Genomic DNA, 26,330 nt, shown 5'->3' on the forward strand with positions numbered 1-26,330 from the left:
GTGTCTTTTCGACTGTTTTCCCTGCCCTACAACAAATAAGGAGGCACCATGGACTTCGACTACTCGCCCAAGACCAAGGACCTGCAGCAGCGCCTGCTCCAATTCATGGAAGAGCACATCTACCCGGCAGAGAAAGACTATGCCGACGAGATGCAGGCCAATACAGCCGCCGGCAAGCGCTGGACGCCGCTGCAGACCATTGAAAAACTCAAGCCCAAGGCCCAGGCCGCGGGTCTGTGGAATCTATTTTTGCCCGTGGACAGCGCCGAGGCCTCTGGCTATCACGGTGCGGGCCTCACAAACCAGGAATACGCACCGCTGGCCGAAATCATGGGCCGCGTGCCATGGGCGTCCGAAGTCTTCAACTGCTCCGCGCCGGACACCGGCAATATGGAGACCATTGCCCGCTACGGCAGTGCCGAGCTGAAAGAGCGCTGGCTCAAGCCCTTGCTGGAAGGCAAGATTCGCTCGGCCTTTGCCATGACCGAGCCTGAAGTGGCTTCGTCCGACGCCACCAATATCTGCACCCGCATTGAGCGCGATGGTGACGAATACGTGATCAACGGCCACAAGTGGTGGATTTCCGGCGCGGGCGATCCACGCTGCCAAGTCTTCATCACCATGGGCAAGACCGATCCCGAAGCAGCCAAGCACTCGCAGCAGAGCATGATCATCATCCCGGCCGACACGCCCGGCATCCGCATCGTTCGCCCGCTCAACGTGATGGGCTATGACGACGCGCCCCACGGCCATATGGAGATGTATTTCGAGAACGTGCGCGTGCCCATCGGCAACATCCTGCTGGGCGAGGGCCGCGGCTTCGAGATTGCCCAGGGTCGCCTTGGCCCCGGCCGCATTCACCACTGCATGCGCCTGATCGGCCTGGCCGAGCGTGCGCTGGAGCTTATGTGCAAACGCGCCAGCAGCCGCATCGCCTTTGGCAAGACCGTGGCCCAGCAGACCGTAACGCAGGAGCGCATTGCTGAAGCGCGCTGCAAGATCGACATGGCCCGCCTGCTGACGCTCAAGGCCGCCTGGCTGATGGACGTGGCCGGCAACAAGGTGGCCAGGACCGAGATCGCCATGATTAAGGTCGTCGCACCCAGCATGGCTTGCGAAGTGATCGACTGGGCCATGCAGGTCCACGGCGGCGGCGGCATGTGCGACGACTTCCCGCTGGCCTACGCCTATGCCGCAGCGCGCACGCTGCGCTTTGCCGACGGCCCGGACGAAGTGCACCGCAACGCCATTGCCAAATGGGAGCTGGGCAAATACGGCAGCTACGGCAAGAACGCCGAAGTGCCCATCACCCGCGGCGGCTGATCCCCTGATCGACACCGAACTCTGCACCTGAGCTCAAAGCGCAGGCGGCAAAGAAAAAACACCCCGCAAGCGAGAGCTTCGGGGTGTTTTGACGGGGGCAGCCCAGACACGGCATGTGAGCGCTCCAGCGCCATATCGCTATCAATAAAATAGCTTATTTCGCCTTTTATATATGAGTTTCAAATATAAAACATGCTGAAATGCATCATCAAAAAGCGCAAGCAGCTTCACTATTCATAGCATTTATCACGCAGATCTGAATCCTCGCCAAGACTCAAGACTGCCGCCCCAGCGGCTCACAGTTCGCCGTCCTGGCTGCGCATCGTCAAAAAGCCATGCAGGCAAAGACTGCCGCGTACTCGCTGCCATGCATGGGAGATGGCACAGGGTGGGCGTGCAATTCCCTCTTCCTGCGCCCCAGCCATGCTACTGCCCACAAATTGCACGGCGTGCCTGTGATGCGCCCTTGGCCTCTTTCTCCTCAAAATGCCCTCAGAAGGAGCGGCTTTCTCTGGGCACGCACTAAAAAAACAGCGTCAAAAAACCCTGTCAAAGGCCATTGCATCCTCGAGCGGCTGTGGCGTGAGAAAATCAGCGGTTATTTCTCACTCAGAACACAACGGATTCATCATGGAAGCAGAACGCATCAACACCATCGGCAACACCCTCGAAGATCTGTCTGAGCGAACGGCAGATCTCCGGAGGTATCTTTGACTACGATGCAAAGTACGAACGCCTGCGCACAGTAAACGCCTCGCTGGAAGACCCTGCCGTCTGGAACGACCCCAAGAAGGCACAGGAGCTGGGCAAGGAAAAGAAGTCGCTCGACTCCGTCGTTCTGACACTGGAAAAACTCACCTCCGAACTCAACGACAACGCCGAGCTGTTCGAGATGAGCAAGGAAGAAGGCGATGACGCAGGCCTTGCCACCATCGAAGCCGAAGCCGCCAAGCTGCAGCCCCTGATCGAGGAGCTTGAGTTCCGCCGCATGTTCAGTGGCGAAGCCGACCCGCTGAACTGCTACATCGACATCCAGGCCGGCGCCGGCGGCACCGAAGCCTGCGACTGGGCAAGCATGCTGCTGCGCCAGTACCTGAAGTACGCCGAGCGCAAGGGCTTCAAGGCCACCGTCGACGAAGAAACCCCCGGCGATGTGGCCGGCATCAAGAGCGCCACCATCCACGTGGAAGGTGAATACGCCTACGGCCTGCTGCGCACCGAAACCGGTGTGCACCGTCTGGTACGCAAGTCGCCTTTTGACTCTTCGGGTGGCCGCCACACCAGCTTCTCGTCGCTGTTTGTCTACCCCGAGATTGATGACTCCATCGAGATCAACATCAATCCGTCCGATGTGCGCACCGATACCTACCGTGCCTCCGGCGCGGGTGGTCAGCACATCAACAAGACCGACTCTGCCGTGCGCCTGACCCACATCCCCACGGGCATCGTGGTGCAGTGCCAGGATGGCCGCTCGCAGCACAGCAACCGCGATGTGGCATGGCAGCGCCTGCGCTCGCGTCTGTATGACTTCGAGATGCGCAAGCGCATGGAAGAGCAGCAAAAGCTCGAAGACACCAAGACCGATGTGGGCTGGGGTCACCAGATCCGCTCCTATGTGCTGGACAACAGCCGCATCAAGGACTTGCGCACCAACGTCGAAGTCTCCGCCACCCAGAAGGTGCTGGACGGCGACCTGGATGTGTTTATCGAAGCCTCGCTCAAGCAAGGCCTCTGATCCTAGAAAGGAATCGATATGCTGCAACTGCGTGACGGGCAAAGCCCGGCCACCGCCATCTACCGCGCCGACTACGAGGCTCCTGCCTGGTGGATCGACACGGTGGACCTGACGTTTGACCTGGACCCGGCAAAGACGCGCGTGCTCAGCAAGATGCGCGTGCGCCGCAACCCCGAAGTGCCTGCGCAGGCTTTGCGCCTGGACGGCGACGAGCTGAATCTGGCCCGCGTCATGGTCAATGGCGGTGGAACCTCCTTCAAGATGGAAGGCGACCAGCTGGTGCTGGAGAACCTGCCCGAGGGCAACGAGCCCGTGGAGCTGGAGATCTTCACCACCTGCGCGCCCATCAAGAACACCAAGCTCATGGGCTTGTATGTGAGCGAGGACACGTTCTTCACGCAGTGCGAAGCAGAGGGTTTCCGCCGCATCACCTACTTCCTGGATCGCCCCGACGTGATGGCCATGTACACCGTCACGCTGCGCGCCAGCAAGGCCCTGTACCCGGTGCTGCTGTCCAACGGCAATCTGGTGGAGTCCGGTGACCTGGAAGACGGCCGCCACTTTGCCAAGTGGGTCGATCCACACAAAAAGCCCAGCTACCTGTTTGCGCTGGTGGCCGGCAATCTGGTGGCCCGCGAGCAAAAGATCAAGAGCCGCGCTGGCCGCGATCACCTGCTGCAGGTTTATGTGCGCCCAGGTGATCTGGAGAAGACCGAGCACGCCATGAACTCTCTCATGCACTCGGTGGCATGGGACGAGGCACGCTTTGGCCTGAGCCTGGATCTGGACCGCTTCATGATCGTCGCCACCAGCGACTTCAACATGGGCGCCATGGAAAACAAGGGCCTGAACATCTTCAACACCAAGTATGTTCTGGCCAACCAGGCCACGGCCACCGATACCGACTACTTCAATATCGAAAGCGTGGTCGGCCATGAATACTTCCACAACTGGACCGGCAACCGCATTACCTGCCGCGACTGGTTCCAGCTGAGCTTGAAGGAAGGCCTGACGGTCTTCCGCGATCAGGAATTCAGCATGGACATGGCGGGCAGCGCGTCCGCCCGTGCCGTCAAGCGCATTGATGATGTGCGCGTGCTGCGCACCGTGCAGTTCCCCGAAGATGCCGGCCCCATGGCCCACCCCGTGCGCCCGGATAGCTATATCGAGATCAACAACTTCTACACGGTCACGATCTACGAAAAGGGTGCGGAAGTCGTGCGCATGCAGCACAACCTGGTCGGCCGCGAAGGCTTTGCCAAGGGCATGAAGCTGTACTTCGAGCGCCACGACGGCCACGCCGTGACCTGCGACGATTTCTCGCAAGCCATGGCCGACGCCAACCCGGATTCTCCGCTGGCCCAGAACCTGCAGCAGTTCCGCCGCTGGTACAGCCAGGCTGGCACACCCGTGCTCAAGGCCGTGGGCCATTACGATGCCGCCGCTCAGACCTACACGCTGACGCTGTCGCAAAGCTGCGCCCCCACCGTGGGTCAGGCCGAGAAGCTGCCCTTCGTCATTCCCGTTCAAATGGGCCTGCTCACAACTACTGGTCAGGAAATCGCCCTGCAATTGCAGGGCGAAGAAGCCGCACAAGGCACCAGCCGCATGCTGGTACTGACCGAAGCCGAGCAAAGCTTTGTCTTTACCAATGTGGCCGAAGCGCCAGTGCCATCACTGCTGCGCGGTTTCAGCGCCCCCGTGGTGCTGGACTGCGAATTCAGCGACACCGAGCTGCTGGCCCTGCTGGCCCACGACAGCGACCCATTCAACCAATGGGAAGCCAGCCAGCGACTGGGTCTGCGCTACGCTCTCAATGCGATAGCTGCTCCCGCAGATGCAGCAAGCGTTAGTAGCCAATTTGGCACTGATATTTTCCCCACCGACTTTATCGAAGCCATGCGCCGCGTGCTGCTGGACGACAAGCTCGATGCGGCCTTCAAGGATCTGGTGCTCACGCTGCCATCCGAGAGCTATATCGCCGAGCAACTGGCTGAAGTCGATCCACAGCGCGTGCACGCCGTGCGCGAAGCCATGATCCTGCAGCTGGCCACCAGCCTTCGAGCAGAGTGGGAAGCAGCGTGGGAAGCCAACCGCGACACCGGCGCCTACCAGCCTGACCATGTCAGCGCCGGTCGCCGTGCTCTGGCGGGCCGTGCTCTGTCCATGCTGTGCCTGAACGCCGCCCAGACCGGCGACACCGTCTGGCCCGGCAAGGCCTACCAGCGCTGCAAGGACGCAGGCAATATGACGGACCGCATGGCCGCTTTGGCAGCCCTGGTCTACAGCGCCAGCCCCCTGGCAGAGCAGGCGCTGCAGCGCTTCCACGCCTTGTTCAAGAACGATGCACTGGTGCTGGACAAATGGTTCTCTCTGCAAGGCGCAGCCAGCGACCGCGGCGGCGATGTGTTGCCCGCCGTCAAGGCGCTGATGAAGCATGCCGATTTCCAGATCAAGAACCCCAACCGCGCACGCAGCCTGATCTTCAGCTTCTGCAACAACGCCGGTGCATTTCACCGCGCCGATGCTGCCGGGTATGCCTTCTGGGCTGATCGCGTGATCGAGATCGATGGCTTTAACCCTCAGGTGGCATCCCGTCTGGCTCGTGTCATGGACCGCTGGAAAAAGCTGGCCGAGCCTTACCGCTCTGCCGCCCGTGCCGCCATCGAGCGCGTTGCAGCCAAGCCTGACCTGTCCAACGATGTGCGTGAAGTCATCACGCGCGCGCTGGCAGACTAAGTCGCATGGCTGCAAGCATGTTCCGCAAAAGCGTGGCCGCCTTGGGGGCTGTACTGGGATTAGGCGCGCAAACGGTCAGCCCCAGCGCAGCCCCGACAACAGGCCCCACAGCCGGCTCTGCAGCAGGCTTTGAGGCCCGCTTCGCGCCGCTGTATACCGCCGTCTTCTCCGAAGGCGGTAGCTTCAGTGGCAGCGCCATGAGCCGTGATCTCCAGGCGCTGGAACCTCTGCTACCCAAGGCCAAGGCCCGTGACGCCTTTCGGCTGTACTACACCGCAGCCAGCGTCTATGGCCGCCGCGATATGCCAGCCGAGGCAGCAAGCGCAGCGCAAAAAGCACTCGCTGCCTTGGCCGCAGTTGATGCGACGCATGCCGCCGAGTTTGCCTACCCGCAGTTTTTTCTGCGCTACTCCAGCATTCGCTGGCTGGCCGATGCAGGCAACTACGCGCAAGCCGTGCTGATGGTGAAGCAGCTCCAGCAGGAATACCCGCTATCCCGCATTGCCCAGCTTCCCGCGCAGATGCGCTGGAGTGACGACAAGCCTGTTGCCAAGGCAATGGACTTTCCGACGCAAACGCAGATCCTGGCCGTGTATGAGGACGAAGGCTATCTGCTGCACGAGCAAAAAAAGTACCGCGAAGCCCTGCAAGCCAACCAGCGACTGCTGCCCGTTGCACACGAACGTCTGCAAGCCCTGAGGCAACCCGAGCTGCTGCGGGGCCTGCTGACCAATCTGGCGCAGAACAGCTACGAGCTGGGTGAGCTGCAACAAGCGCGCGGCTATCTGCAGCAGCGCCTGGACATTGCCCTGAAGGCGCAGGATCATGAAACTATTTACGACTGCTATTTCCAGCTGATGGTGCTGGCCCATGAACAAGGCCAGCCCCAGCAAGCCCGGCAGTGGCTGGCGGCTTACGAGCAACATGCCAAAAACCAACAGGACAGCGCCCATCTGGAGCGCTCCCAGCAATTAGGCACCGAACTGGCCAGCCGCGCTTCACAGCGCAGCAAGCGGTAGGCGCCCGACATCCGTTCCCATTTTCGGATTTGCCACGATTTTTAAGGAGTTTCCCCTCATGAAAAAAAACATCAGCCTGACCCGCTATCTGGTCGAGCAGCAACGCGTTGACGGCCTCATCCCCGGCCAGCTGCGCCTGCTGCTGGAAGTCGTCGCCCGAGCCTGCAAGCGCATCAGTTTCGCCGTCAACAAAGGCGAGCTCGGTGACGTCATGGGCACCGCAGGCAGCGAAAACGTGCAAGGCGAAGTGCAGAAGAAGCTGGACATCATCGCCAACGAAACCCTGATCGAAGCCAACGAATGGGGCGGTCACCTCGCCGCTATGGCCTCCGAAGAAATGGAAGGCATCTACGTGGTGCCCAATCGCTACCCTCAGGGCGAATACCTGCTGATGTTCGACCCTCTGGACGGCTCGTCCAACATCGACATCAATATGTCGATTGGCACCATCTTCAGCGTGCTCAAAAAGCCTGACGACCACCCCGGCGTACACGACAATGACTTCATGCAACCCGGCACCCAGCAAGTGGCTGCCGGCTACTGCATCTACGGCCCCCAGACCACTCTGGTGCTGACCGTTGGCGACGGCGTCGCCATGTTCACGCTGGACCGCGAGCAAGGCTCCTTCCTGCTGGTCGAAGAAAACGTCCGCATCCCCGAGGACACTAAGGAGTTCGCCATTAACATGTCGAACATGCGCCACTGGGACGAGCCCGTGAAGCGCTATGTGGACGAAGTACTGGCCGGCAAGGAAGGCCCTCGCGGCAAGGACTTCAACATGCGCTGGGTGGCTGCCATGGTGGCCGACGTGCACCGCATCCTGTGCCGTGGCGGCATCTTCATGTACCCCTGGGACAAGCGCGAGCCACAAAAGCCCGGCAAGCTGCGCCTGATGTACGAAGCCAACCCCATGAGCTGGCTGGTCGAGCAAGCCGGCGGCATGGCCACCAATGGCCGCGAACGCATTCTGGATATCCAGCCCACTCAACTGCACGAGCGTGTGAGCGTGGTTCTGGGCTCCAAGAACGAAGTGGAGCGCGTGACCCAGTACCACCTCGAAGCCGATAAAAAAGCGCTATAATTTTCGCTTATCGCCGGTGTAGCTCAGTCGGTAGAGCAGCTCATTCGTAATGAGAAGGTCGCGTGTTCGATTCATGTCTCCGGCACCAAGTCAGCAAAGAAAACCTCGCTATATTTTCGATAGCGAGGTTTTTCTCTTTTTGCTCCGCGTAGCCACTGTGTAGCCACCAGTACATAGTTTTGTACCTTGGGACATAGCACTGGCTGGCGCTGCCTTTCTCCGTTTTGGTTTCGACTCTTGCTGTTTTGTGGTGTCACGGGTGTCTCGTGTGTCACAGCCTTATTCCATGCGGGTTTTCGGCGTGACACGGGTAAATGTCACGGTGTCACGGTGTTTCATGCACCAGCTCTGAGAAAATTTCCCGTATTAGGTTTTGTTAGGTAGGTATGCTGGCTTTAATTAAGCGTCATTCCGATACTCGATGACCGGCCTGCTTGAACTGCCAACCGGCAGCAGACGACCGAGGCTGTGTGAAAACTCGAAAAAGTCACATTTTTGGGAGTAGCAAAACCATTCCCGACAGCACGATCGTCGATCCTGGATCAATCTTAGAGGTCGATTTCCGAACTGCCTTGCTCACGAGGGAGTTTTCACAAAGCCTCGACCCATTGCAGCCGTTCAAGCTGCGTCGACCTGCGACTGCTGAGCAGCAGTACCCGGTCACTCGCCCCGCTTGGTCCAACTCACAGTCTCTGCTCCACTGCGTTCATTGAGTTGACCTTCCTGCCGCAGCGCGAACGGCCGGTATCAGAGTTGTTTCGGTCGCAGCCAGCGTCGGTGCCCGCCCGGCACTGTCTGCAGCACGTCAATGGCCGCTGCTCTTTGCACCGAACTCACGCCCCCGCCCCAAAGCGGACTCGGAAGTCAGATCGGCGCGATTGACCGGACGAGCAACTCGCCGGGCCACAGCGACATACCGCAGCCGCCGAACTTCGGATCGGGCGCTTTCAGGACGCCGGTCACCATGACCCGCTTTCCGTTCCTGTGCTTCAGAAGTTCTTCGTCCAGGCCCGGCGTCGCTATGTGCAGAGGACCAGCTTATGCGATAGTCCGTATAACATTTCAATATACACACGGCCCGGGGGAGCAACGAACAACATGCATGTACATTCTCTTGCCTTCAAAAATTTCCGGAGATTGAAGGACGCACGCATAGATTTCTCCCATGACCTGACGATCTTCGTCGGGGCCAACAACAGTGGGAAGACTTCTGCCACTCACGCGATTGAACTTTTCCTTTCGGGCGGCAAGGACAAATTCACGGTTCACGACTTTTGCGCGAGCTGCTGGGCCGACTTCGAGAACTTTCCAGCCGAAGACGCGGCAGACGCGAAGGTCGAATTTCCGACCATGTCCCTTGATGTCTGGATCAGCGTTGATGCGGACAATCTCTATCGCGTGGTCGAGCTGCTGCCACGCGCCGCTTGGGAAGGATCGCTGGTCGGACTTCGCATCGAATTCGCGGCTAAGGATCCCGCGCAGACACTCGCGAACTTCAGGGTGAAGGCGGTCGAAGCAGCCAAGTTTGCGAAGACAAAGGAAAAAGACGGGCAGGACTACCAGCCTTGGCCGCGCAACATGCGCGACTATCTCTCCCGAGAGCTAAAGAACGAATATGGCCTGCGCTACTTCATTCTGGATGAGGCGCAGCTCAAGGCGGAAACTGCCGACGCGGCCTATACGCCCAAAGAGATCATCGGTGATGCCGAGCGATCCGGACATACCGTCATCAACTCGCTGATCAAAGTCGACTTCCTTAGCGCGCAGCGCCACCTAAGCGACGGGAACGCTCAGGCAAGAACGGAAGACCTCTCGAAACGGCTGAGCCGCTTCTACACCCGCAATCAGAAAAAACGGGAAGACGATCACAACGCGCTTAGAGCCCTCGCGCTCTCCGAGAACCAGCTCACCAAACACTTTTCCGACGTGTTCAGCGACACATTCAAGTCGCTCCGAAAGCTTGGCTACCCAGGCCTCGCAAACCCCTCCCTTGAGATCCGCGCGGCGCTCAAGCTGGAGCGTCTCATGGGCGACCAGCAGGCGAAGGTTCACTACCTACTCGAAGAAGCGACTGCCGAAGCGGAAGCACTCGCGCTCCCTGACAGCTATAACGGCCTTGGGTTCAAGAATCTCATCTACATGGGCGTTGAACTCCTAGACCTTCATTCGGCCTGGTCCACCACCGAGGAAGGCGAGGAAGACAAGCGACAGCCTATCCACCTCATTTTCATCGAGGAGCCGGAGGCGCACATGCATGCCCAACTCCAGCAGGCATTCGTGCGCAAGCTCACCGACCTGATCCCACCCACGGGTGATGACGGCTATGCGACGCAATTTGTGATCACCACACACTCGCCGCACATTCTCTATGAGCGTGGATTCCAGCCGATCCGCTACTTCAGACGCTCGCTGGAGACTGGCGCTAAGCAGAGCTCAGTCGTTTTCAACCTGTCGGTCTTTTACGATCAGAACGAGCCCGACCGGGATTTCCTTCAGCGCTACATGAAGCTGACGCATTGCGACCTCTTCTTCGCAGATGCGGCCATTCTGGTTGAAGGAAACGTTGAGCGCCTCGTCCTGCCGCTGATGATTGCGCAGGGCGCCAAGAAGCTCAGCGCAGCCTATCTGAGTATCCTTGAAGTGGGCGGTGCTTTTGCCTACCGATTCCGCAAGCTGATCGAGTTCCTCGGACTGCCGACACTGATCGTGACCGACCTCGACAGCGTGCATCCAGCATCACCGAAGAAGGAAGAAGAAGCGGTAGCAGGAGACAGCGCGGCCGCCGAAGCAGCGGAAGATGCTGAAGAAGAGAATGATGATGACGACGATGGGAGCCAAGACGCAGAAGGTGAGAAAAAACCCAAGCCAAGGTCGAAATGTCCCGCCGGCACTCCCGGCGCAATCACGGCGAACCAGACCCTGCTCCAATGGCTTCCGGGCAAGTCATTGGTCGATGAGCTCCTGGCTGCGCCGGCCAGTGACAGACTTCAGGCTCCCACGGCGGATGGCGGCGCGCATGTGATGGTCACCTATCAGTGCCCCGTGAATGCGACGTGGGGCAAGGATACGCTCGAACTCAAGAGTCGTACGCTTGAGGAGGCGTTTGCATATGAAAATCTCGCCTGGTGCCAAAAGAAGGAGCATCACGAGGTCGGGCTGCGCTGGGCCAAATCGTCCACGATGTCGCTCGAAGAGATTGCCGCCAAAATCCACAAGAGGGTTAAGGGCGAAAGCTTCAAGAAGACGAACTTCGCACTAGGGCTTCTTGCTAGCAGCGATGCGAGCTGGGTTGTCCCTGCCTATATCCAGGATGGCCTCGACTGGCTCACGACGCATGTTGCGATCGGTGACGGCACGGTCGAGAGCGCCCCCGCGAAGCTGGAACCTGCTCCTGACGCAGCCGTCAGCGCTGTTGAGGCCGCGGAATGACGAGCCGTGCGGGCAAGCCGGATACGCCGGCGGATATCGAGCTGCGGGCTCTTCTTGACGCTGACGCTTCGACGGGATTCGTCATGGTCTCGGGCGCGGGATCGGGGAAAACCACTTCGATTGTCAAGGCACTCGATCACCTGCGAAAAACACGCGGACCCTACCTTCGCCAACGGGCAAAGAAGATTGCCTGCATTACCTACACCGAGGTCGCTGTCGGAGAGATATGGGGCGACGTCGGGAACGATCCGCTCTTCCACGTTTCGACCATTCACAGCTTTCTCTGGACCGCTCTCAAGCCTTTTCAGGCAGACATCGCGAGTTGGGTAGATCGCCGCCTCGATCAGAAGATCGCCGACACTGAAGCGAAGATCGCTGCCTTCACGAACCGGACGCAGGACAAGAAGCGGGTTCAGGCTGCGGCCGATATCGAGCGCTACAACGAGCAGAAGCGGAAAATCGTCTCTGTTGACCGTTTCACCTACGGCGTCGGTAGTGACTACCCGAAAGGGATCTTGGGGCATGATGATGTGATAAGACTGTCCACCGAGCTGATCTGTTCCCAACCTCTCATCGCCAAGGTCGTCGGCCAGAAATTCCCGTTCGTTTTCGTGGACGAAAGCCAGGACACGGCTCCTGCCGTGGTTGAGTCGCTCAAGGCAATTTCGAAAGCGCTTGGTTCGAAGTTCTGCCTCGGCTTCATCGGCGATCCAATGCAGAAGATTTACACAGCTGGCGCGGGTGCGATTGAACCTCTCGCTGGATGGAAGTCCATCGAAAAGCCGGAAAACTTCCGGTGCCCTGTGGCAGTCTTGAACGTCATCAATAACATCAGGGCTGGCGGTGACGGTCTGACCCAGACAGGCGGCAAGACTGAACTCGTTGGAGCAGAGCGAACGTCCGTTCTGGGCACAGCAAAACTTCTCATCGTTCCCAAGGATGACAGGAGCAGGCGGTTGGCTGCCGCTCGTCAATGGCTGGCTGATCGACACGCCGATCCCCTCTGGCTCAGCGATGAGCCGGAAGCCGATGTGAAGGTGTTGGTGATCGCGCACCGCATGGCCGCAAGCCGACTGGGCTTTGGTGGTCTCTACGAGGCCTTCCACGACAAAACATCTGAAGGACTGAAGGATGGGTTCGATGATGGCTCGAATTGGTCGGTACAGCCCTTCCTGAAGTTTCTGATGCCGCTCGTCTTGGCCAAAGGGGCCGACGATCAGTTCGAGGTGATGAATCTGTTGCGTCGCTTCGCTCCTTCGCTTCAGCGCGAGCACGCGCGCGCGAACGCGTTGCCGGCGCTCCTCAAGGAGCTGGACGAGCGGGTGAAAGCCCTCGCCCAGTCATGCGGCGCGACCTCCACCGTCGTTGCGTTCGAAGCACTGAGACATCTTCGGGATGGCAGGATGTTCAGGCTGGATGATCGCCTTCTAACTGCTATGGCCGAATACAACCCATCCGCTCCACCTACGGACACTGGCGATGCAGCGGCTTTGCAAAAGCTGCTTCACACTCCGATGAAGGAGCTCTGGGGCTACCGTACTTACATCGAGGAGCAGTCGCCCTTCGAGACGCATCAGGGGGTCAAGGGGGCCGAGTTCAGCCGCGTCCTGACAGTTCTCGATGACGAGGAAGGCCGCCACAACCAGTTCTCATACGGAAAGCTCTTTGGCATCACGCCGCCGTCCGATAGGGACCGGATCAACCTGCGTGAGGGCAACGAGACAACTTTCGACCGCACACGGCGTCTGCTGTATGTGTGCTGCTCACGCGCCGGAAAAGATCTGGCCGTGGTTTTCTTCGCGGACGATCCGGCGGCGGCGCATGCCGCCATCGCGGGCCTTGGACTGTTCCCGGCCGAAGACGTCCACAATCTCGCTGCCGTCTGATCCCAGACGCATGCTGGCGTCTCGAACTGTGGGCAGAAATGAAGACCGCTGCCGTCACTCTGCTCACCGTGGACGTTACGGCCGGTTCCAATGTAGACCGGCCGGCCAGCGCCGCAACGAGTTTAATGACCGCTTGGCGCGGCCGCCGCCATTCGCCCTTGCCGGCCGAATGTCGCAGATCAGCCTAAAACCGACTTTCAGATGCCTACTTCTGCTTTGCAGCGGTTGCGGTATTCCGCTCAGCAAAATTCGACGACGAAAAGTTGTCATTAAACTTGATGCAGCGCCAAATGAGGCGGCCGGTGCCGGAGTGAGCATGAAGAACCTGTCACCCCTTTCGTCGGCGGCATCAAACTGCGGACGTCAAGAAGCCTCCTTCATTGCCTTGCGCGGAATTGCTTGAGCGCCTCATCCAACCTTTCGCGGCTAGATGCCCGTAGCCTGGAGATTCCAAGCTCCCTGGCCATCAACACCAGGTTCTCTTCATCTGTGGCTGCAGCACTAACGACAAATCCGGCCAAGGCAACCAGTTCCTCAATGCAGACCTCATCCATTGAGCGCTGAGCATCAGGCACTGGTGGCCGGAATGAGACCGCGCTGCCGGGGGGCAGTCGCTCTGGCCAGTAGAAGGTTCCAACGTCCTCCTCCGTAGTCTTGAAGAGACGTTTTGCGACCTCCTCGACACGTTCTTGGATGCGGCTTCCTGTCCTCTGCCAGCCGTGAGCTCGCGAGATGCGGCGAGACAAAGCCAAGTCTAGTATTGGCCCCTCTTCTGCGACAACAAATGCGACCATTGCCTGGAGACGCTCATCGTACGCCCGGTCAAAAAAGGCATCGGGGTCTAGCGCCTCAACCACGCTCGCCGGATCGCACTCAACGTACTGACGCCCTACCGGTAATTCGCCTCCGCCTGAAACAGTGACTCGTCGGGCATAGACCTCCTCGGCATCATGCACTTCCTTGGTCGGCGCTTGGCTTACAGGAGCAGGCACAGAATCAGCAGGTTTCGCCGCGACATCCGGCTTTGGCTGAGGAGGCGCCTCCGCCTCCGCCATCGCCTTCTCTATCGCCTCGCGAGCTTCCGCTTCAGCTGCAGCCTTCTCTGCTTCGTCCGCTCGCTTGGCACGGCTGACCACCAATAGGTCATCCAGTTGCTTGCACACCCGGTCTAACGTACCCTTGGCATCCACCCACCAGTCCGTCGACCAGATACGTAGAATCTCCCAACCAAGACCGCGCAGTACATGTTCCCGCAGCATGTCGCGATCCCGCGCCGTGGCAGAGCGGTGATAGGTCGCGCCATCACATTCAATCCCCGTCAAGTAGCAACCCGGAGCATCGGGGTGGACCACTGCCAAGTCGACTCTGAATGCAGATGCGCCGACCTGCGTGTGGAGTATCCATCCCCTCGAAGCCAGCGCCCCAGCCACTGCCTCCTCGAACGGACTCTCGAAACCGCCCAGACTGCCGGCCGTTACTTCAAAAAGCGCCCGTGAGCCACGCTCCGCGAACTCCAGGAAGTGCTTCAGGTCTCGTACGCCAATGGCCTGCGTTCTGGACAGGTCCATCTGATCGCCTCTAAGTGTCGAAAACACGCGCAGCTCATAACGTGCCCGTGTGATGGCGACGTTCAGCCTGCGCTCCCCACCCGTGCGGTTCATTGGTCCGAAGTTCATCGACACAGCTCCGCTTCCATCCGGACCGAAGGTAATGGAGAAGTACATGATGTCGCGCTCGTCGCCTTGCACGCTCTCCAAGTTCTTAACGAAGAGCGGCTCAAGCTCCGATTCGGCGAAGTACGGCTCAAGCCCTGGGTCTTGCCGACGTTCCTCATCGAGCAAGTCCTCAATGAGTCTCTGCTGTTCGGTGTTGAAGGTCACCACGCCAATTGTCAGCTTGGACTCTTTGAAACCCGGCGACTTCAGCCGCTTCACGATGTCGGCTACCAATGCCTTTGCTTCCGCCTTGTTGACCCGGGCGCCGCCCTTCTCGTAGGCGCCCTTCACGTAGTGGAAGCTGACCGCGCGGTCCTCTGTCACCGGCGATGGGAAGGTGACCAGGCGGCCGCCGTAGTACCGGTGGTTCGAGAACGCGATTAAGCTCTCGTTGCGGCTTCGGTAGTGCCAGTCGAGGTTCAGCGTGGGAAGGCTGGCACCCATGCACTCGTCGAGTATGCTCTCCATGTCGCCTTCGACATCCTCGTCGTCCAGAGAAGATTCGGCGCGGTCGAAGAAGTTGGTCGGCGGGAGCTGCTTCGGGTCGCCAACCATGACGACCTGTTTTCCTCGGGCGATTGCGCCAATCGCATCCCAGACGGGAATCTGCGAGGCCTCGTCGAACACCACGATGTCGAACGGCTCGGCGTCCGCAGCAAGGTACTGCGCGATAGACAGCGGGCTCATCAACAAGCACGGCGTGAGCTTTGTCAGCGCAGTTGGGATGTTGCTCATCAGCTCACGAAGGGGCTTGTGGGCACGCTTCTTGGTGATTTCGTGCTTGAGGAAGCCCCACTCGGAGCTGCGTGTCACATCGTCCGGCGCTGGGAGTCCCTTGCACAGGTTCGCCCTCAGCCAAGCCTTGGTGAGTTCAATGAAGCGCTTGTCCAGGGCTCGGAAGTCGGAGATACGCCGCTCGTGCTCAGCCGAAACGAAGCTGCGGATGACGTGCTCGCTGTCAACCACCGCGTTCAGCCACCAGCGGCAGTAATTGGTCTCGAATGCCCGGCGAACTCCGCTAGGGGTCAGCGTCCCATCGGTCAGCCCAGCGACGATTGGGCTCAGCCCAAGCGCCATCGCTTGATGGCTAACCTTGCGCCAGGCACACCACGCGTTGAGCTTGTGCTCCGACGCAATGATGGCCTCAATGCGGTTCTTCAACTCCAGGACGTCCGCGTCGCTGTAGCCTGACACACCCTCAACCGTGAACGATCCACGGCTCGCCAATAGGTCAATGCTGGGCCGTAGCCGCCCAAGCGCCTCCGAATAGGCGTTGCCCGCCGCAGCGACCGGCCCTGCAATGTCCAGGAGCGCGTTGCCCTCGGTCACCAGTTGCTCAAGCGCCCCACAGACCCGAGCGACATCCTCGGGACCCGCGGCTAGGTTCGCCGCCGCGGCCGAGATGGAGCGCTGGAACGAGACTGCCTTAGCGACCTCTTCTTGGTCAGAATCTAGGTTCTTCCAGACACCTGAGCAAAGGGTCTTCAGGTCATCCAAGCCCGTGAGCTTGGTCTCTACGCCTTCACGCGCTCTGAGCGTCGCATGGTCCTTGGCAAGTCGCTGTCCACAGGCACCCTGAGCCACTTGGTCAAACCTTGCCGGCATTGATCCCGCCGCGCGCAGGTCCGGTAGCGCACATGTGAAGGCAATCGCCTCTTCCAGCGCGGGAACATCGGTTTCAAGGCCTTTCCAGAGCCCGTCAGTCGAGCCTTCGAGCGTACGCAACTCGGCCATCTGCGTGTCCAGCTGTGCAAGTTGCTCTAGCTTCTTGACCTCGCTTGCAAGACTATCCCCGCCGCGCCCAGCGCTCAACGGCTCAAGGCCATCCAACGTCCAGCTGTCATTGGCGCGAGCTGCCTTCAATACGTCCTGCAAAATGGCTGCAGCCTTCAACACGTCCTGCCGCGACTTGAGCCCTCGCCACACGCCAGCGAGCTCGTCCGCCGCTTCGAGCTTCTCGACCTCTTGCCGCTTGTCGCGAATCGCGACGAGCCCGGCCAGGTCGTCGGCCACCTTTGGCTCACCTTGACCTGCAACAACCGCTTCGAGCTGCTGGCTTACCTTGCGCTTGCCGAACCAAGAGAGCGGCCATAACGCCTCTGTAGCCTTGGCGTAGTCTCGGCTTAACTGGTACACATTCAGCTGCTCCACACCATCCGCGTAGCGCACCGACAGGGACTGTTCCAGCCTGTGAAGCTCCTCGAGCATTCCAATGCCCTTGCGCAGCGTTTCGACCGCGAACGATGACCAGGCGGCCGGCAAGCTGGCGTGCGCCTCGCGGCGCTGCTTGAGCAGCTCCGCGGCCTTGGATGCACTGGCTCGAACGGCGGGATCCCAGCCACTCGAAAGCTGCGCCGACAACTCCCCATGCTTCTGAAGCAGCTCATTGCCTTCGAGCAGCCGCGCCACTGTTGTGCCAGCGTCCGAAGCGAAGGCGAATCGCCAATCGCGCCCGGCAGCGTGCGGCAAGCATCGAGCGAGCGAAGCGGTGGCGACGCGCGCCCGGCTAGTCAGAGCGGCCACAGGAAGCCGGGTGACGCCCCTGAAGCGTTCGTAAGCAGCGAGTACCTCATCGCACACCGGTAGCAACTGGCGAGCGGCCTCGATGACCCCTTGCTGCCATGTTGGTGACCAGTCGGCATGCCCGATGTCTTGGAAAGGTCCATGTGTGAGCGCCTCGGTACCCACGGCAGTCGCATTGACCTCAAGACGGTTGACAACCTCGCGGAGCAGCTCAGTGTCCTTCTGGCTGTGGGCTGCGTGCGACGGCCACGATAAGGGCAGCACTGCAACATCTTCCCCGTCCACTACCGCACCGATGGCGTCGTAGATGGAGCGGCCATTCCCATGTCGATAGTGCAGCCGCTCGACGTAGACGTTCAGCTCATCACGGATGCGCTTGAGCCGCTCAGCCTCTTGTCGCCAAACCTCGGCGTCAACTTCGCCTCTGGCATCCCAGGAGCTCTTGAGCTGCGCCAACACATCAGCCTTGCGCGCTTTGCTTGAGTGCAGCTCCAGGCAGAACTCGCCGAGCCCGACTTCTCGAAGTCGCCGATAGACGACGTCCAGGGCTGCAATCTTCTCGGACACGAAAAGGACTCGCTTCCCTTCAGCTAGGCACTGCGCAATGAGGTTTGAAATGGTCTGGCTCTTGCCAGTACCCGGTGGACCTATAAGAACGAAATCCTTACCCCGAGCTGCAGCCATGACGGCTGACAGCTGCGAGGAATCGGATGGCAGGGGACAGAACGTCTCTTCCGGCCCGTAGTCCTTGTCGAGCATCCGAGGGCTCGGAAACACCGAGGAGCTAGGAAACGGGTCTCGTGGCGTGTCTATGAGGTGTCTGACGACGGGGCTCTGGCGCAATTGGTCGGTGCGCTGAACTAGATCGACCCACATGAGGTACTTGGCAAACGAGAAGGTGCCGAGCACGACCTCCTCAGAAACCTCCCAGCCCTTGATGTCCTTCACCGCGACAGAGACGGCCTTCCAGACCTTGGCGATGTCTAGGCCAGACTCATCACGAGGCAGCTCGCCTTCTGCCATGCCCAAGTTGAGCTGGAAGTCTTGCCGGAGCATCTCGATGAGAGTCGGATTGAACCGGGGCTCGTCATCATGCAGCGCCATGGTGAAGCCAGAGCGGATGCTGCGCCGGTTTAGGGATACCGGGATGAGAATCAAAGGTGCGCGGTATTTCGCGTCCTCTTTGTCGGCACGGTTCCAGGTCAAGAACCCAAGCGCCAGAAAGAGGGTGTTTGCCCCGCCCTCTTGTAACGTGGTGCGCGCGTTGCGATAGAGCTCGACCATCCGGGATTCGAGCTCATCCTTAGTTAGGTCAATGAACACCTCGCGGCGGGTGAGCGCTTCAAGCGCGAACTGGCGTCGCAGGCTTTCCCGTTCTCTGCTTTCGTGGATAGCCTGACTACGAGGGTCACTGCCATTCATCAGGTCAGGACGTGGTAACAGCTTGACGTCCTTCCCGTCGGACATCAGGTCTTCCAGTAGGCTCGGGTCCGGTGCATCTAGCTTGAGCGCCTTCTTGCTCGCGCGGAAGTTCAGGAGGTTGTTGCGCAGGGACAGGTCCAGCAGCTTGCGCTGCCAGCGCGCCAGACGATCCTTCGGATCGAGCGTGGCCCCATCGTCCTGGGGATCACCGTCATCATCAGGAAGGTCCGGGGTCTCTTCCAGCACGAACCTATCGTCTGCCACGATGTCGGCAGGCGGTTTGACCTGAACGGTCTCAGGACTCGACAACGGCTTGATGCGCTGGAGACGAGCGCGTCGGATGTCCACAGCAAGCTCGAACGTGTCGTCCTTACCCTCCGCGATGTGCTCTGCCCCAACTTCGGCGGCGCGGCTGAACGGAACCGCCGGACGTTGGGTGATGAGCGTGGTCTCAAACAGCACCAGCTCCTTGAGCTTCAGGCGCTTACGTAATGCCGTCACGTCATCGACGACGGTTGTTGAGAACTCCTCAGGCTTGAGCCACAAGCCGGCGAATGCGTGACCACGGGTGAAGACGACAACCGGATTCAACCCAATCTGCTCCAGCGCCGAGCAGAACAGCAAAGTCAGGTCCATGCAGGTACCCAGCCCCGAGTCCGCAACTTGGGTCGCGCCACGAATCTTTTGGCCTCGATGCTCGAAGCTAGCAGGAGGCAGGGCGTAGTCCAGCCTCATTGAGGAGACAGCGCCCCATATCGCGCCCGCCAGCTCCCAGGCGCGCTTAGAGCCTCCCTGCTTGTACCCGTCTAAGGCGGCGTCCTTGCCGTGCTCGCGCAGCAGTTCTGCGCCCTTCTTTAGCACCTTGTCGACCGCAGGATCATTAGGCTGAACGAAGGCGGCCACCATATCTGGGAGGCGGGACAGCCCGCCCCACTGGTTGCGCGGTAAGAGCTCAACCGACTTAGATAGCTCGGCGATGGGCTCGCCTTCGTTGCCTGCGAGCCTCACCGACAACGTGACCGTCGCGGTCTCTGCCTCGGTCAGCCTCGTCAGCAGCGGCCCGTCCAGATGCACGTCTAGGTCGCGAATCCGATAGCGGTCGCCAGCCCTGACTGACTCCAAGCGCCACGTCTTGGGCTTGACGAACGCTGGGGTTGACATGAGCGAAAGCTCAAGCTGGCCAGTGTCATCTGTGAGCGTACTCACGAGCGCCAGCTCTCGTAGCAGCGGGACGGCGTTTTGGAAGTCGGCCAAGCTGAGTTTCGCTGCCAGGCTGACCTCAAGAGTCAGAGCAGGTACTGGCTCCTGTGCCGGCGCTGCCTCGGCGCTTGTGTCGCCAGCCGCATCGATTGCAGCGGCAGGAAGCCGGAAAGCCCGCGGTGTATTCAAGTCATCCGACATCTGTGTGCTCCCTCTTGTTTATCTTGCTTCGGGCTCACGCCCTCCATCTAGCGCAAAAGCTCAGGCGATTGTAATGAACTGTATCTTGACACGCCCGCGGTACACCCACAGCACGTAAACCCGAGAGTGCGGCTGTGAAAAAGACCAGGGCAGTGCGAAGCGACGGAGCACATTGGTGACTTTCCGCAATCAGCCTGAAACCGACATTGGCATCGCTTAGTTGAAATTCCGCTTCTGGCCGAACTCAAACGGTCACGACCAGCATCCAGTTCAACCACGACCGGTACAGGCGGTCAGTTCAACTGGAGTACGCAGTGATACCAGCCTGCGAAGATTTGACAGTCTTAAACAACACCAGCACACTACATCCGGCTCCACAATCTGCTCCGTTAGGCGTTGCAGGTGCAAACGCTCCTGCATCAGCCCCGGTCTTGAAGGCAGATTGCTGGAGCTTTTTTGTTGCGATCTTGATCCAACTTGATGGCGTCACGTAACCTGAATTTTTATGAAGTAGCTGACCAAGCCATCGCCGTCCACAACACACCGCCGCCGCTCGCAAGCGCGTATTACTCTCACCCGCTAGAACTGAGCCGAGCGAGCCTTAACATTTGTGAACAGGCCTCTCACTGCTACTGGCACAAAAAACCCACTGGGTAACCAGTGGGTAACATTGGGTTTATTAGGCTCTCAACCCTCAAAAATTCCAACTTTCAAGCCATAGCATCCACTTTAATCTGCATAACAGAGGCCATTTCAGCCATAAGTTGGCTTGACTGGATCTGCGCTACCTGGGTAGCAGCACCAGCCGTCAGCGTCGAGAGCGCCCGATCCTCCGCAGGCGTGAGCGTCAACACATCGTCCCCAATCTCAATTTTCACCATCCCATCCGGCATCAGCGTCTTGCTAATGGCCCTCGCAGGAGGATGCGTTTCCACGGGCACGTACTGCCCCTTGAGTTGCCGCTTGATGCGCTCTTGGATAACCAGAGCTTTAATTCTGTCATCCACCCGGCCCAGCGGCATACCCGTCAGCGCCTGAACCGAGTAGCGTGTGGCCACCTGCTGCAGGTTGTGCAGCTCTACGATGGCCTACTGATAGATGTCTGACGGTTCCTGCCCATCGCCCTTGAAGTCAAGTAAAAAATGACTAAAACCACTCTGGTGGCAGCAATCACTGCGCCATGTGAAATGCCTTGCTGGTTTTGAGGGCGACCTGCTGTGGCTGGCCATGCTCCGTTTCCATAGCGCGGTCTGGGCGCACCACATAGACGCGCACAGAGCGGCCATGGATGCGCTTGGACTTGGACGTTTTGCCAATGGTCGGCGCATCCAGCAATCCTGCCAGGCGCAGCACATTCAAAGCGCGGTCAAAGTCAAAGCCCTTCAACGCTTCACGCATGCCGCTGGAGGTGAACAAGTACTCCATGCAGTCCCCTGCCGACTGCCACCAGCCCGCACGGTCGCGCACCATGGACTGCTGACGGTCATCAAACGGGCCGCTCGCATCAGAGAAACGACTTTCCCCGTGGCGGTCAATGAAGTCCAGCACGGCTTGCGTGATTTGGTGGTGCTCTGCATTGCCAGTCGCTTCACCACGCAATGACAGCCAGGCATCAAAGCCCACGGCTGCGGCCTTGGTTGCTTCGCCTTCCGGCCAGTTGGTGATGCCATAGGCGGTGGCCAGCTCGCCAGCCAGCGCCAGCACAGCCAGGCGGGCAGCAGCTCGGGCCGGTTGTCCATCGCCGCTTTGCATGCCTTCCAGCAACTGGGCTTTGATGCCCTCCAGTCGCTCGGCCAAGTTGTCAGTTTCTCGGGTCAGCTTCTCCAGAAAGGCGCGGCCTGCTGTGCCGTAGCTGCTCAGGGATGCGCGCTTGATGGCGTCGGAAAACGCAGGGCCACTGCTGTACTGGTGCAGGTTATCCCACGCCCCAAATCGGCGCTGTGCCGGAATGTCCAGCAGGCGCACTGCCTGGCCCGCTTTCACGCGCTGGCCTGCTTCCAGCATGCTGGTGGCGATGCTGCGCTCTCCGGTACTGATGACGCTTGAGCGCCAACGGTGCACGCTACGGGCAGTACCAGTGCGGCTGGCGCGTTGCTTGCCCCGGCCATTGCCCAGCATGTAAACCACCTCGCCCACGTCGCGCGGGTCGCACTCACTGATTTCATCCAGCGCCAGCAGACAGTCATTAAACAGGGCAGCGGCACCCTCCACTCCATTGGCTGTGGTGCGCCAGCTTCTGCGGAAATTGTCGCCACCCCATACGCTGGCAGCCGCTTGCAGTGCCGTGGTCTTGCCGGTAGAGCTGTCCCCAATCAAGTGCAGCCCTCCAGATTCCACGCTCACCAGCGCCAGCACCGGACCCGCAAAGGCAGCGCTGAGCGCCATCACCAGCATGGGATTACCTACGGCTGGCGCTGCAACGCCCTGCTGCCAGCTCTCCAGCGTGCCGCGCTGGGTGTACTCGTCCTTTCCCTTGGCTTCGCTTTGAAACGTCACGCGCGATGCATGCGGGCCAATCACGGTATCTGGCAGGGCATAGGCCTTGAGCTGGCCGCCAGCCCACCCGGTTTGCATAACGGCCTCCATCTGGCGCTGTGGCACTTGGCTTTGCAGGTACATCGCCAGCAGATTGCGGCCTGCGTGGCCCGAGTCTAGGTGCACCCCCATGGATAGGAGCACGCCGCGCAGGTCTGCTGCATCACCGCGCAGCATCTCCATCGGCATGGCCCATGTCTTCCACTTGCCCAAGGTATTGTGAAAGCGCAGTAGGCGGCCAAAGTTGGCCCCGGTGTTGTCAAAGGTCACGGCATCGACATGCAAGGGGCTGCAGACCCAGCTCTGCACCAGCGTGGGCGGGTTGTCGCCCTTGCCGGGCTTGGTGCCGAAGTGCCAGACCCCGGCCTTGTACTTGCTGCCATCGGCTGCGGTGTAAGCCTCATCAAGCACCACAAAGCGTGGGCGGTCGTGCTCTGCCGGGATGGGGCTGCTCTCGCTGGCAAGGTTAGGTTTTGTGAGGTTCTGCTGCACGTCCACAGCCTTGCGGTACAGCAGTTGGCCACCGCTCACGCGCCCCCACAGCTCGGCCAGGGTCTGCGTGGCGGCTTCTGCATTCGCCAATGACTGACACACATCAGCCACGGCCGTAGATTCGGTATGAGTGGTCATCATGGTGTCAGCTCCATTACTTCGGCAAAGCAGGCGCGCACAGCGCCAGCACCCGCCAGGGAAAACAGGTCATTGAAGTCGGTCGCCTTACGGGGGCGGTTGGCTGGAAACTGCGGCACTACCACCAGGCCCCCCACGGCCAGCGCTGCAGCGCGGGCAGCCGTGAGGCCGAGGTTGCCTTCGGTGCAGTGGTCGTCGTCGGCAGCCAGCAAGATGGGCAGGGCCGGGAACTTGCGGCGCAGGGATTGGGCCACTGGCAGCAGGTTGCTGGCGCTGAATGCAGCGGCCACGGCCAGGCCGGTAGCGGCGCGCACGCTGTGCATGGTCGCCATGCCCTCACCCACCACAATCGCCGCATCAGGACGGCCCACGCCGTGATAGCAACCGCGCACACGGCCACCCGACATAAAGCGCTTGCTGCCATCTGGTGCGATGGCCTGAAGGCTGTGCACTGTGCCGCTGGTGTCACGCATGGGCACCAGCAGCACAGGCCCATCGGCGCGCAGGTTGTAGGGCTGAATCCCCTTGGCAGTCAGGTAGGGATGCAAGCCAGCAGGGCGCGCTGCTTCCCAGCGCTCGGTCGCAGTGGCCTGGGCCTGCTGCTGGCGTTGCTGGGTGATTGCATCGCGCTGGGCTTGGGCGTCCCTCACACGCTGGCGCATGGTGTCGCGCTCGGCCTGGGTCAAGGCGCCCTCGGCCTTGCTGCACCATGTCTCGGTCAGGCCAGTACGCCAGCAACCAAACACGCCGGCAGCCAGACCATCAGCGTGCAGCACATACCAGCCCGCGCTGTCACCGCGCTTGCCGGTGGAGCTGAATCGGCGCAACAAGCCATCCGCATGGATAGTGTCGGGCGGCACCAGACATGCGTCCTCGATGGCTCGCGCAAACAAATCCTCTATTTCAGGCATGCATTCACCACCTTCTGCAGGTCGGCAGTATCTTCGCCGTCATCCACAATCGCGCCCAGTACGGCGGTATTCACCTGATTAGCCCGATGCAACAAAGACACGATGGCGCAGCTTTCGGGGCCAGCAGGTGTCAAGCGCAGAATTGCGTCGATAAGCGCTTCAATTTGAATCAGGCCGTTTACTGCTACTTGATGGCGTCGCTCTGCAGAAGTCTGCTTCTTGGCAGGCTCTGCCATGGCTTGGCCCCACTGCGCACGGGGCAAATCCATAGCTATGCAGTCGAAAACGTCCTGTGGTTGAGCTTTTGCGGCTGTATCCAGGCATGCGGCGGCCTTCACTGCCACGCAGGCAGCGTTTTTATCTGCTGTCATGGTTTAGTCCTCCAGCGTCAGGCGCTGGGCGTTTTCTTTTTTGTGCATCCCTTAGTCCTCCACCTTGCCGGCCAGCGCCAGCAGCTTGGCCTTGATGCGGCGCTCGCGGGCCTTGGCCTTCTGCAAATAGATGTACTCGGGCTTTGTGGCAGCCATCATCGCGCTCCATTCCTTGGAGCCGCGCTCAATGTCGCGATGCTGGTTGCTAGTGTTTTCACGCCAGGCCAGGTAGCCGCCTTGCAGCACATGCTTGCGGTGGGTCGTTTCCTCTACAGCGCGGGCGTATTCCAGCGCCAGCAGGCCCAGGTTGGTGATGGTGGGTTGGGGGGTGGTGCTCATTTACGCCACCCCCAAAATGGAGCGGATGCCAGCCATGGGCCAGGCCAAGCGGCTGCCCACACGCACAGGGCGCAGCGCGGCGGGGTGCTTGCCGTAGCAAGCCCATTCGCGCAGGGTCTGCGGGGTCAGGGTCAGATAGTGAGCTGCCTGCGCGGTGGGCACGCAGGGGCGGGTTTCTTGTTCCAGCGGTGGGAAAGGTGTTGCTGCTGGTTTGGTGAGTGCTGCCATCGTTTGCCCTCATTGGTTTCGATGGCTATCAGTATTTTTTTTGCGCTCTTTAATTGTCCAGCCTAGCGTGCTTATCGTGCTTTTAACGTGCTTGTCGTGCGCTTATCGTGTCAAACGTTCCGCTCTGTCATTCGAGCGATGGTGCTTCTTAGCGCGGCAAGGTCCGCAGTCTTCACATCGCCATTGCTGGCGTAGTATTTAAATCCGCCCTGCATAACCTCGATGATTTCCGGCGGCATAGTCGCACTCCACGCATCCAGCACATCTCGAGCCGTTGGGCACCTCGGGCGGCCACTTAGACATTCAGCTTGCAAGAGTTTGTAGAGCGGAGCGCCATAGGGTGTAGAACGCTGAGGTCTTTTCACTGCCCAGTTTTTTATTTCAACCGGCACTAGTCTCTCAACCTCCTGTGCGGCAGACTGCTGCACGGACATAAGGTGCTTTATCGCACCATTGAGGATGACAGCTGTTGTACTGGATGCATCCGAAACTGAATTGCAGGGGGCAACTTTAGGACTTGAGTGAACGTCTTGGCTCTGCTTACTAGCAGCCATGACTGCGGCATTCTCTTGGGCTTTGAATTTTAGGTAAGCAGCAATATCTTCGTCGTGCTTGAGCTCAGCAGAATCGGCGATAGCCACCCAATCGGACAACCTGAAAGCTTTTGGCACTACTCCCGCATGAGCAACAAAAAGAGCAGCCATCTCAATGATGTGGCTATCTTCATCGGCTGGCTTATGCGTTGGGCTCCTTCCATTCAGGATGCGGGCAGCCTCCAAGGGTTGAACGTCAGGAGACTCGCTCCAGGCCTTCAGATTCCAAGGTGGGCTGCTTGGATCTTTTAGAACATCAAGAGTCGAATAAAAGGCCGCGACGAAGTCTGCTTCATCAGCATCAATTGAATGTTTCATTGCGCCCCCTATAGCGCACCCCCTAAATGGTGCCCAAGGCAGGCGGGTAGGGCTCCCGCTTTTCGGTTCGCGGTCCTAGCCAGGGCATAATGCTTGACTGTATATGCACACATGGGTTTGCGCGAGTCCCTA

The 26,330-nt window shown here is 59.8% G+C and carries 15 protein-coding genes and 1 tRNA gene; 8 read left to right on the forward strand and 8 right to left on the reverse strand.

Translation table 11 applies throughout. The features are described from left to right. The first annotated feature begins 48 nt into the window (after positions 1–48). The 8 genes from AC2I9W_RS03335 to AC2I9W_RS03370 all read left to right on the forward strand — a co-directional run bounded on the left by AC2I9W_RS03335 (position 49) and on the right by AC2I9W_RS03370 (position 13,212). Positions 49–1,323 carry an acyl-CoA dehydrogenase family protein gene (locus AC2I9W_RS03335; protein WP_486408606.1) on the forward strand — a complete coding sequence of 425 codons (1,275 nt, stop codon included), beginning with the start codon at positions 49–51 and terminating at the stop codon, positions 1,321–1,323. 630 nt (positions 1,324–1,953) lie between these two features. Next, positions 1,954–3,058, forward strand: a protein-coding gene (gene prfB, locus AC2I9W_RS03340) for a peptide chain release factor 2 (protein WP_158391720.1) whose coding sequence is annotated in 2 segments (ribosomal slippage) — positions 1,954–2,034 and positions 2,036–3,058 — 1,104 coding nt in all. Because the reading frame shifts where the segments join, the coding sequence is not laid out codon by codon here. Positions 3,059–3,076: 18 nt separating this feature from the next. Further along, complete coding sequence (gene pepN, locus AC2I9W_RS03345) at positions 3,077–5,797, forward strand: aminopeptidase N (RefSeq protein WP_486408607.1); 2,721 nt, start codon at positions 3,077–3,079, stop codon at positions 5,795–5,797. A gap of 17 nt (positions 5,798–5,814) precedes the next feature. Beyond that, on the forward strand, positions 5,815–6,816 hold the full coding sequence (locus AC2I9W_RS03350; RefSeq protein WP_486408608.1) for a hypothetical protein: 1,002 nt from the start codon (positions 5,815–5,817) through the stop codon (positions 6,814–6,816). A gap of 58 nt (positions 6,817–6,874) precedes the next feature. Then, a complete protein-coding gene (locus tag AC2I9W_RS03355) occupies positions 6,875–7,897 on the forward strand; it encodes a class 1 fructose-bisphosphatase (RefSeq protein WP_486408609.1) in 1,023 nt (340 codons plus the stop codon). Positions 7,898–7,909: 12 nt separating this feature from the next. Beyond that, a tRNA-Thr gene (locus AC2I9W_RS03360) sits at positions 7,910–7,985 on the forward strand. A gap of 1,010 nt (positions 7,986–8,995) precedes the next feature. Continuing rightward, positions 8,996–11,326, forward strand: a complete 2,331-nt coding sequence (locus tag AC2I9W_RS03365) for an ATP-dependent nuclease (RefSeq protein WP_486408610.1) — start codon at positions 8,996–8,998, stop codon at positions 11,324–11,326. Beyond that, on the forward strand, positions 11,323–13,212 hold the full coding sequence (locus AC2I9W_RS03370; protein ID WP_486408611.1) for a UvrD-helicase domain-containing protein: 1,890 nt from the start codon (positions 11,323–11,325) through the stop codon (positions 13,210–13,212). The genes AC2I9W_RS03365 and AC2I9W_RS03370 overlap by 4 nt, the downstream gene beginning before the upstream one ends. Positions 13,213–13,589: 377 nt before the next feature. Here AC2I9W_RS03370 and proA read toward each other — a convergent pair whose 3' ends face one another. From proA to AC2I9W_RS03410, 8 genes are all read right to left on the reverse strand, one after another. Continuing rightward, positions 13,590–20,273: an anti-phage protein ProA gene (proA, locus tag AC2I9W_RS03375; protein WP_486408612.1), complete on the reverse strand. Its 6,684-nt coding sequence runs from the start codon at positions 20,271–20,273 to the stop codon at positions 13,590–13,592. A 710-nt stretch (positions 20,274–20,983) separates the two neighbouring features. Beyond that, a complete protein-coding gene (locus AC2I9W_RS03380; RefSeq protein ID WP_486408613.1) occupies positions 20,984–21,331 on the reverse strand; it encodes a hypothetical protein in 348 nt (115 codons plus the stop codon). A gap of 112 nt (positions 21,332–21,443) precedes the next feature. Next, positions 21,444–23,441 (reverse strand): DUF927 domain-containing protein, encoded by a 1,998-nt coding sequence (locus AC2I9W_RS03385; RefSeq protein WP_486408614.1) that lies wholly within the window; start codon positions 23,439–23,441, stop codon positions 21,444–21,446. Next, entirely contained in the window at positions 23,438–24,349 is a 912-nt protein-coding gene (locus AC2I9W_RS03390) for a toprim domain-containing protein (RefSeq protein ID WP_486408615.1), read from the reverse strand. Before AC2I9W_RS03390 ends, AC2I9W_RS03385 begins: the two co-directional genes overlap by 4 nt. After that, positions 24,337–24,720 (reverse strand): hypothetical protein, encoded by a 384-nt coding sequence (locus AC2I9W_RS03395; protein ID WP_486408616.1) that lies wholly within the window; start codon positions 24,718–24,720, stop codon positions 24,337–24,339. The genes AC2I9W_RS03390 and AC2I9W_RS03395 overlap by 13 nt, the downstream gene beginning before the upstream one ends. A 51-nt stretch (positions 24,721–24,771) precedes the next feature. Beyond that, the gene (locus tag AC2I9W_RS03400; RefSeq protein ID WP_486408617.1) at positions 24,772–25,059 is read right to left on the reverse strand and encodes a hypothetical protein; all 288 of its coding nucleotides are present in this window, start codon (positions 25,057–25,059) and stop codon (positions 24,772–24,774) included. After that, on the reverse strand, positions 25,060–25,287 hold the full coding sequence (locus AC2I9W_RS03405; protein ID WP_486408618.1) for a hypothetical protein: 228 nt from the start codon (positions 25,285–25,287) through the stop codon (positions 25,060–25,062). A gap of 110 nt (positions 25,288–25,397) precedes the next feature. Beyond that, a complete protein-coding gene (locus tag AC2I9W_RS03410) occupies positions 25,398–26,198 on the reverse strand; it encodes a hypothetical protein (protein WP_486408619.1) in 801 nt (266 codons plus the stop codon). Positions 26,199–26,330 lie beyond the last annotated feature (132 nt).

Source organism: Comamonas sp. FUJ_7, assembly GCF_057369555.1.

What these genes read in the sequence shown, in the direction of transcription:
- AC2I9W_RS03385 (WP_486408614.1), bottom strand. Translation starts at nt 23,441, where the DNA reads ATGATGACCACTCATACCGAATCTACGGCCGTGGCTGATGTGTGTCAG.
- AC2I9W_RS03335 (WP_486408606.1), top strand. Translation starts at nt 49, where the DNA reads ATGGACTTCGACTACTCGCCCAAGACCAAGGACCTGCAGCAGCGCCTG.
- AC2I9W_RS03410 (WP_486408619.1), bottom strand. Translation starts at nt 26,198, where the DNA reads ATGAAACATTCAATTGATGCTGATGAAGCAGACTTCGTCGCGGCCTTT.
- proA (WP_486408612.1), bottom strand. Translation starts at nt 20,273, where the DNA reads ATGTCGGATGACTTGAATACACCGCGGGCTTTCCGGCTTCCTGCCGCT.
- AC2I9W_RS03405 (WP_486408618.1), bottom strand. Translation starts at nt 25,287, where the DNA reads ATGGCAGCACTCACCAAACCAGCAGCAACACCTTTCCCACCGCTGGAA.
- AC2I9W_RS03355 (WP_486408609.1), top strand. Translation starts at nt 6,875, where the DNA reads ATGAAAAAAAACATCAGCCTGACCCGCTATCTGGTCGAGCAGCAACGC.
- AC2I9W_RS03350 (WP_486408608.1), top strand. Translation starts at nt 5,815, where the DNA reads ATGTTCCGCAAAAGCGTGGCCGCCTTGGGGGCTGTACTGGGATTAGGC.
- AC2I9W_RS03370 (WP_486408611.1), top strand. Translation starts at nt 11,323, where the DNA reads ATGACGAGCCGTGCGGGCAAGCCGGATACGCCGGCGGATATCGAGCTG.
- AC2I9W_RS03395 (WP_486408616.1), bottom strand. Translation starts at nt 24,720, where the DNA reads ATGACAGCAGATAAAAACGCTGCCTGCGTGGCAGTGAAGGCCGCCGCA.
- AC2I9W_RS03390 (WP_486408615.1), bottom strand. Translation starts at nt 24,349, where the DNA reads ATGCCTGAAATAGAGGATTTGTTTGCGCGAGCCATCGAGGACGCATGT.
- pepN (WP_486408607.1), top strand. Translation starts at nt 3,077, where the DNA reads ATGCTGCAACTGCGTGACGGGCAAAGCCCGGCCACCGCCATCTACCGC.
- AC2I9W_RS03365 (WP_486408610.1), top strand. Translation starts at nt 8,996, where the DNA reads ATGCATGTACATTCTCTTGCCTTCAAAAATTTCCGGAGATTGAAGGAC.
- AC2I9W_RS03400 (WP_486408617.1), bottom strand. Translation starts at nt 25,059, where the DNA reads ATGAGCACCACCCCCCAACCCACCATCACCAACCTGGGCCTGCTGGCG.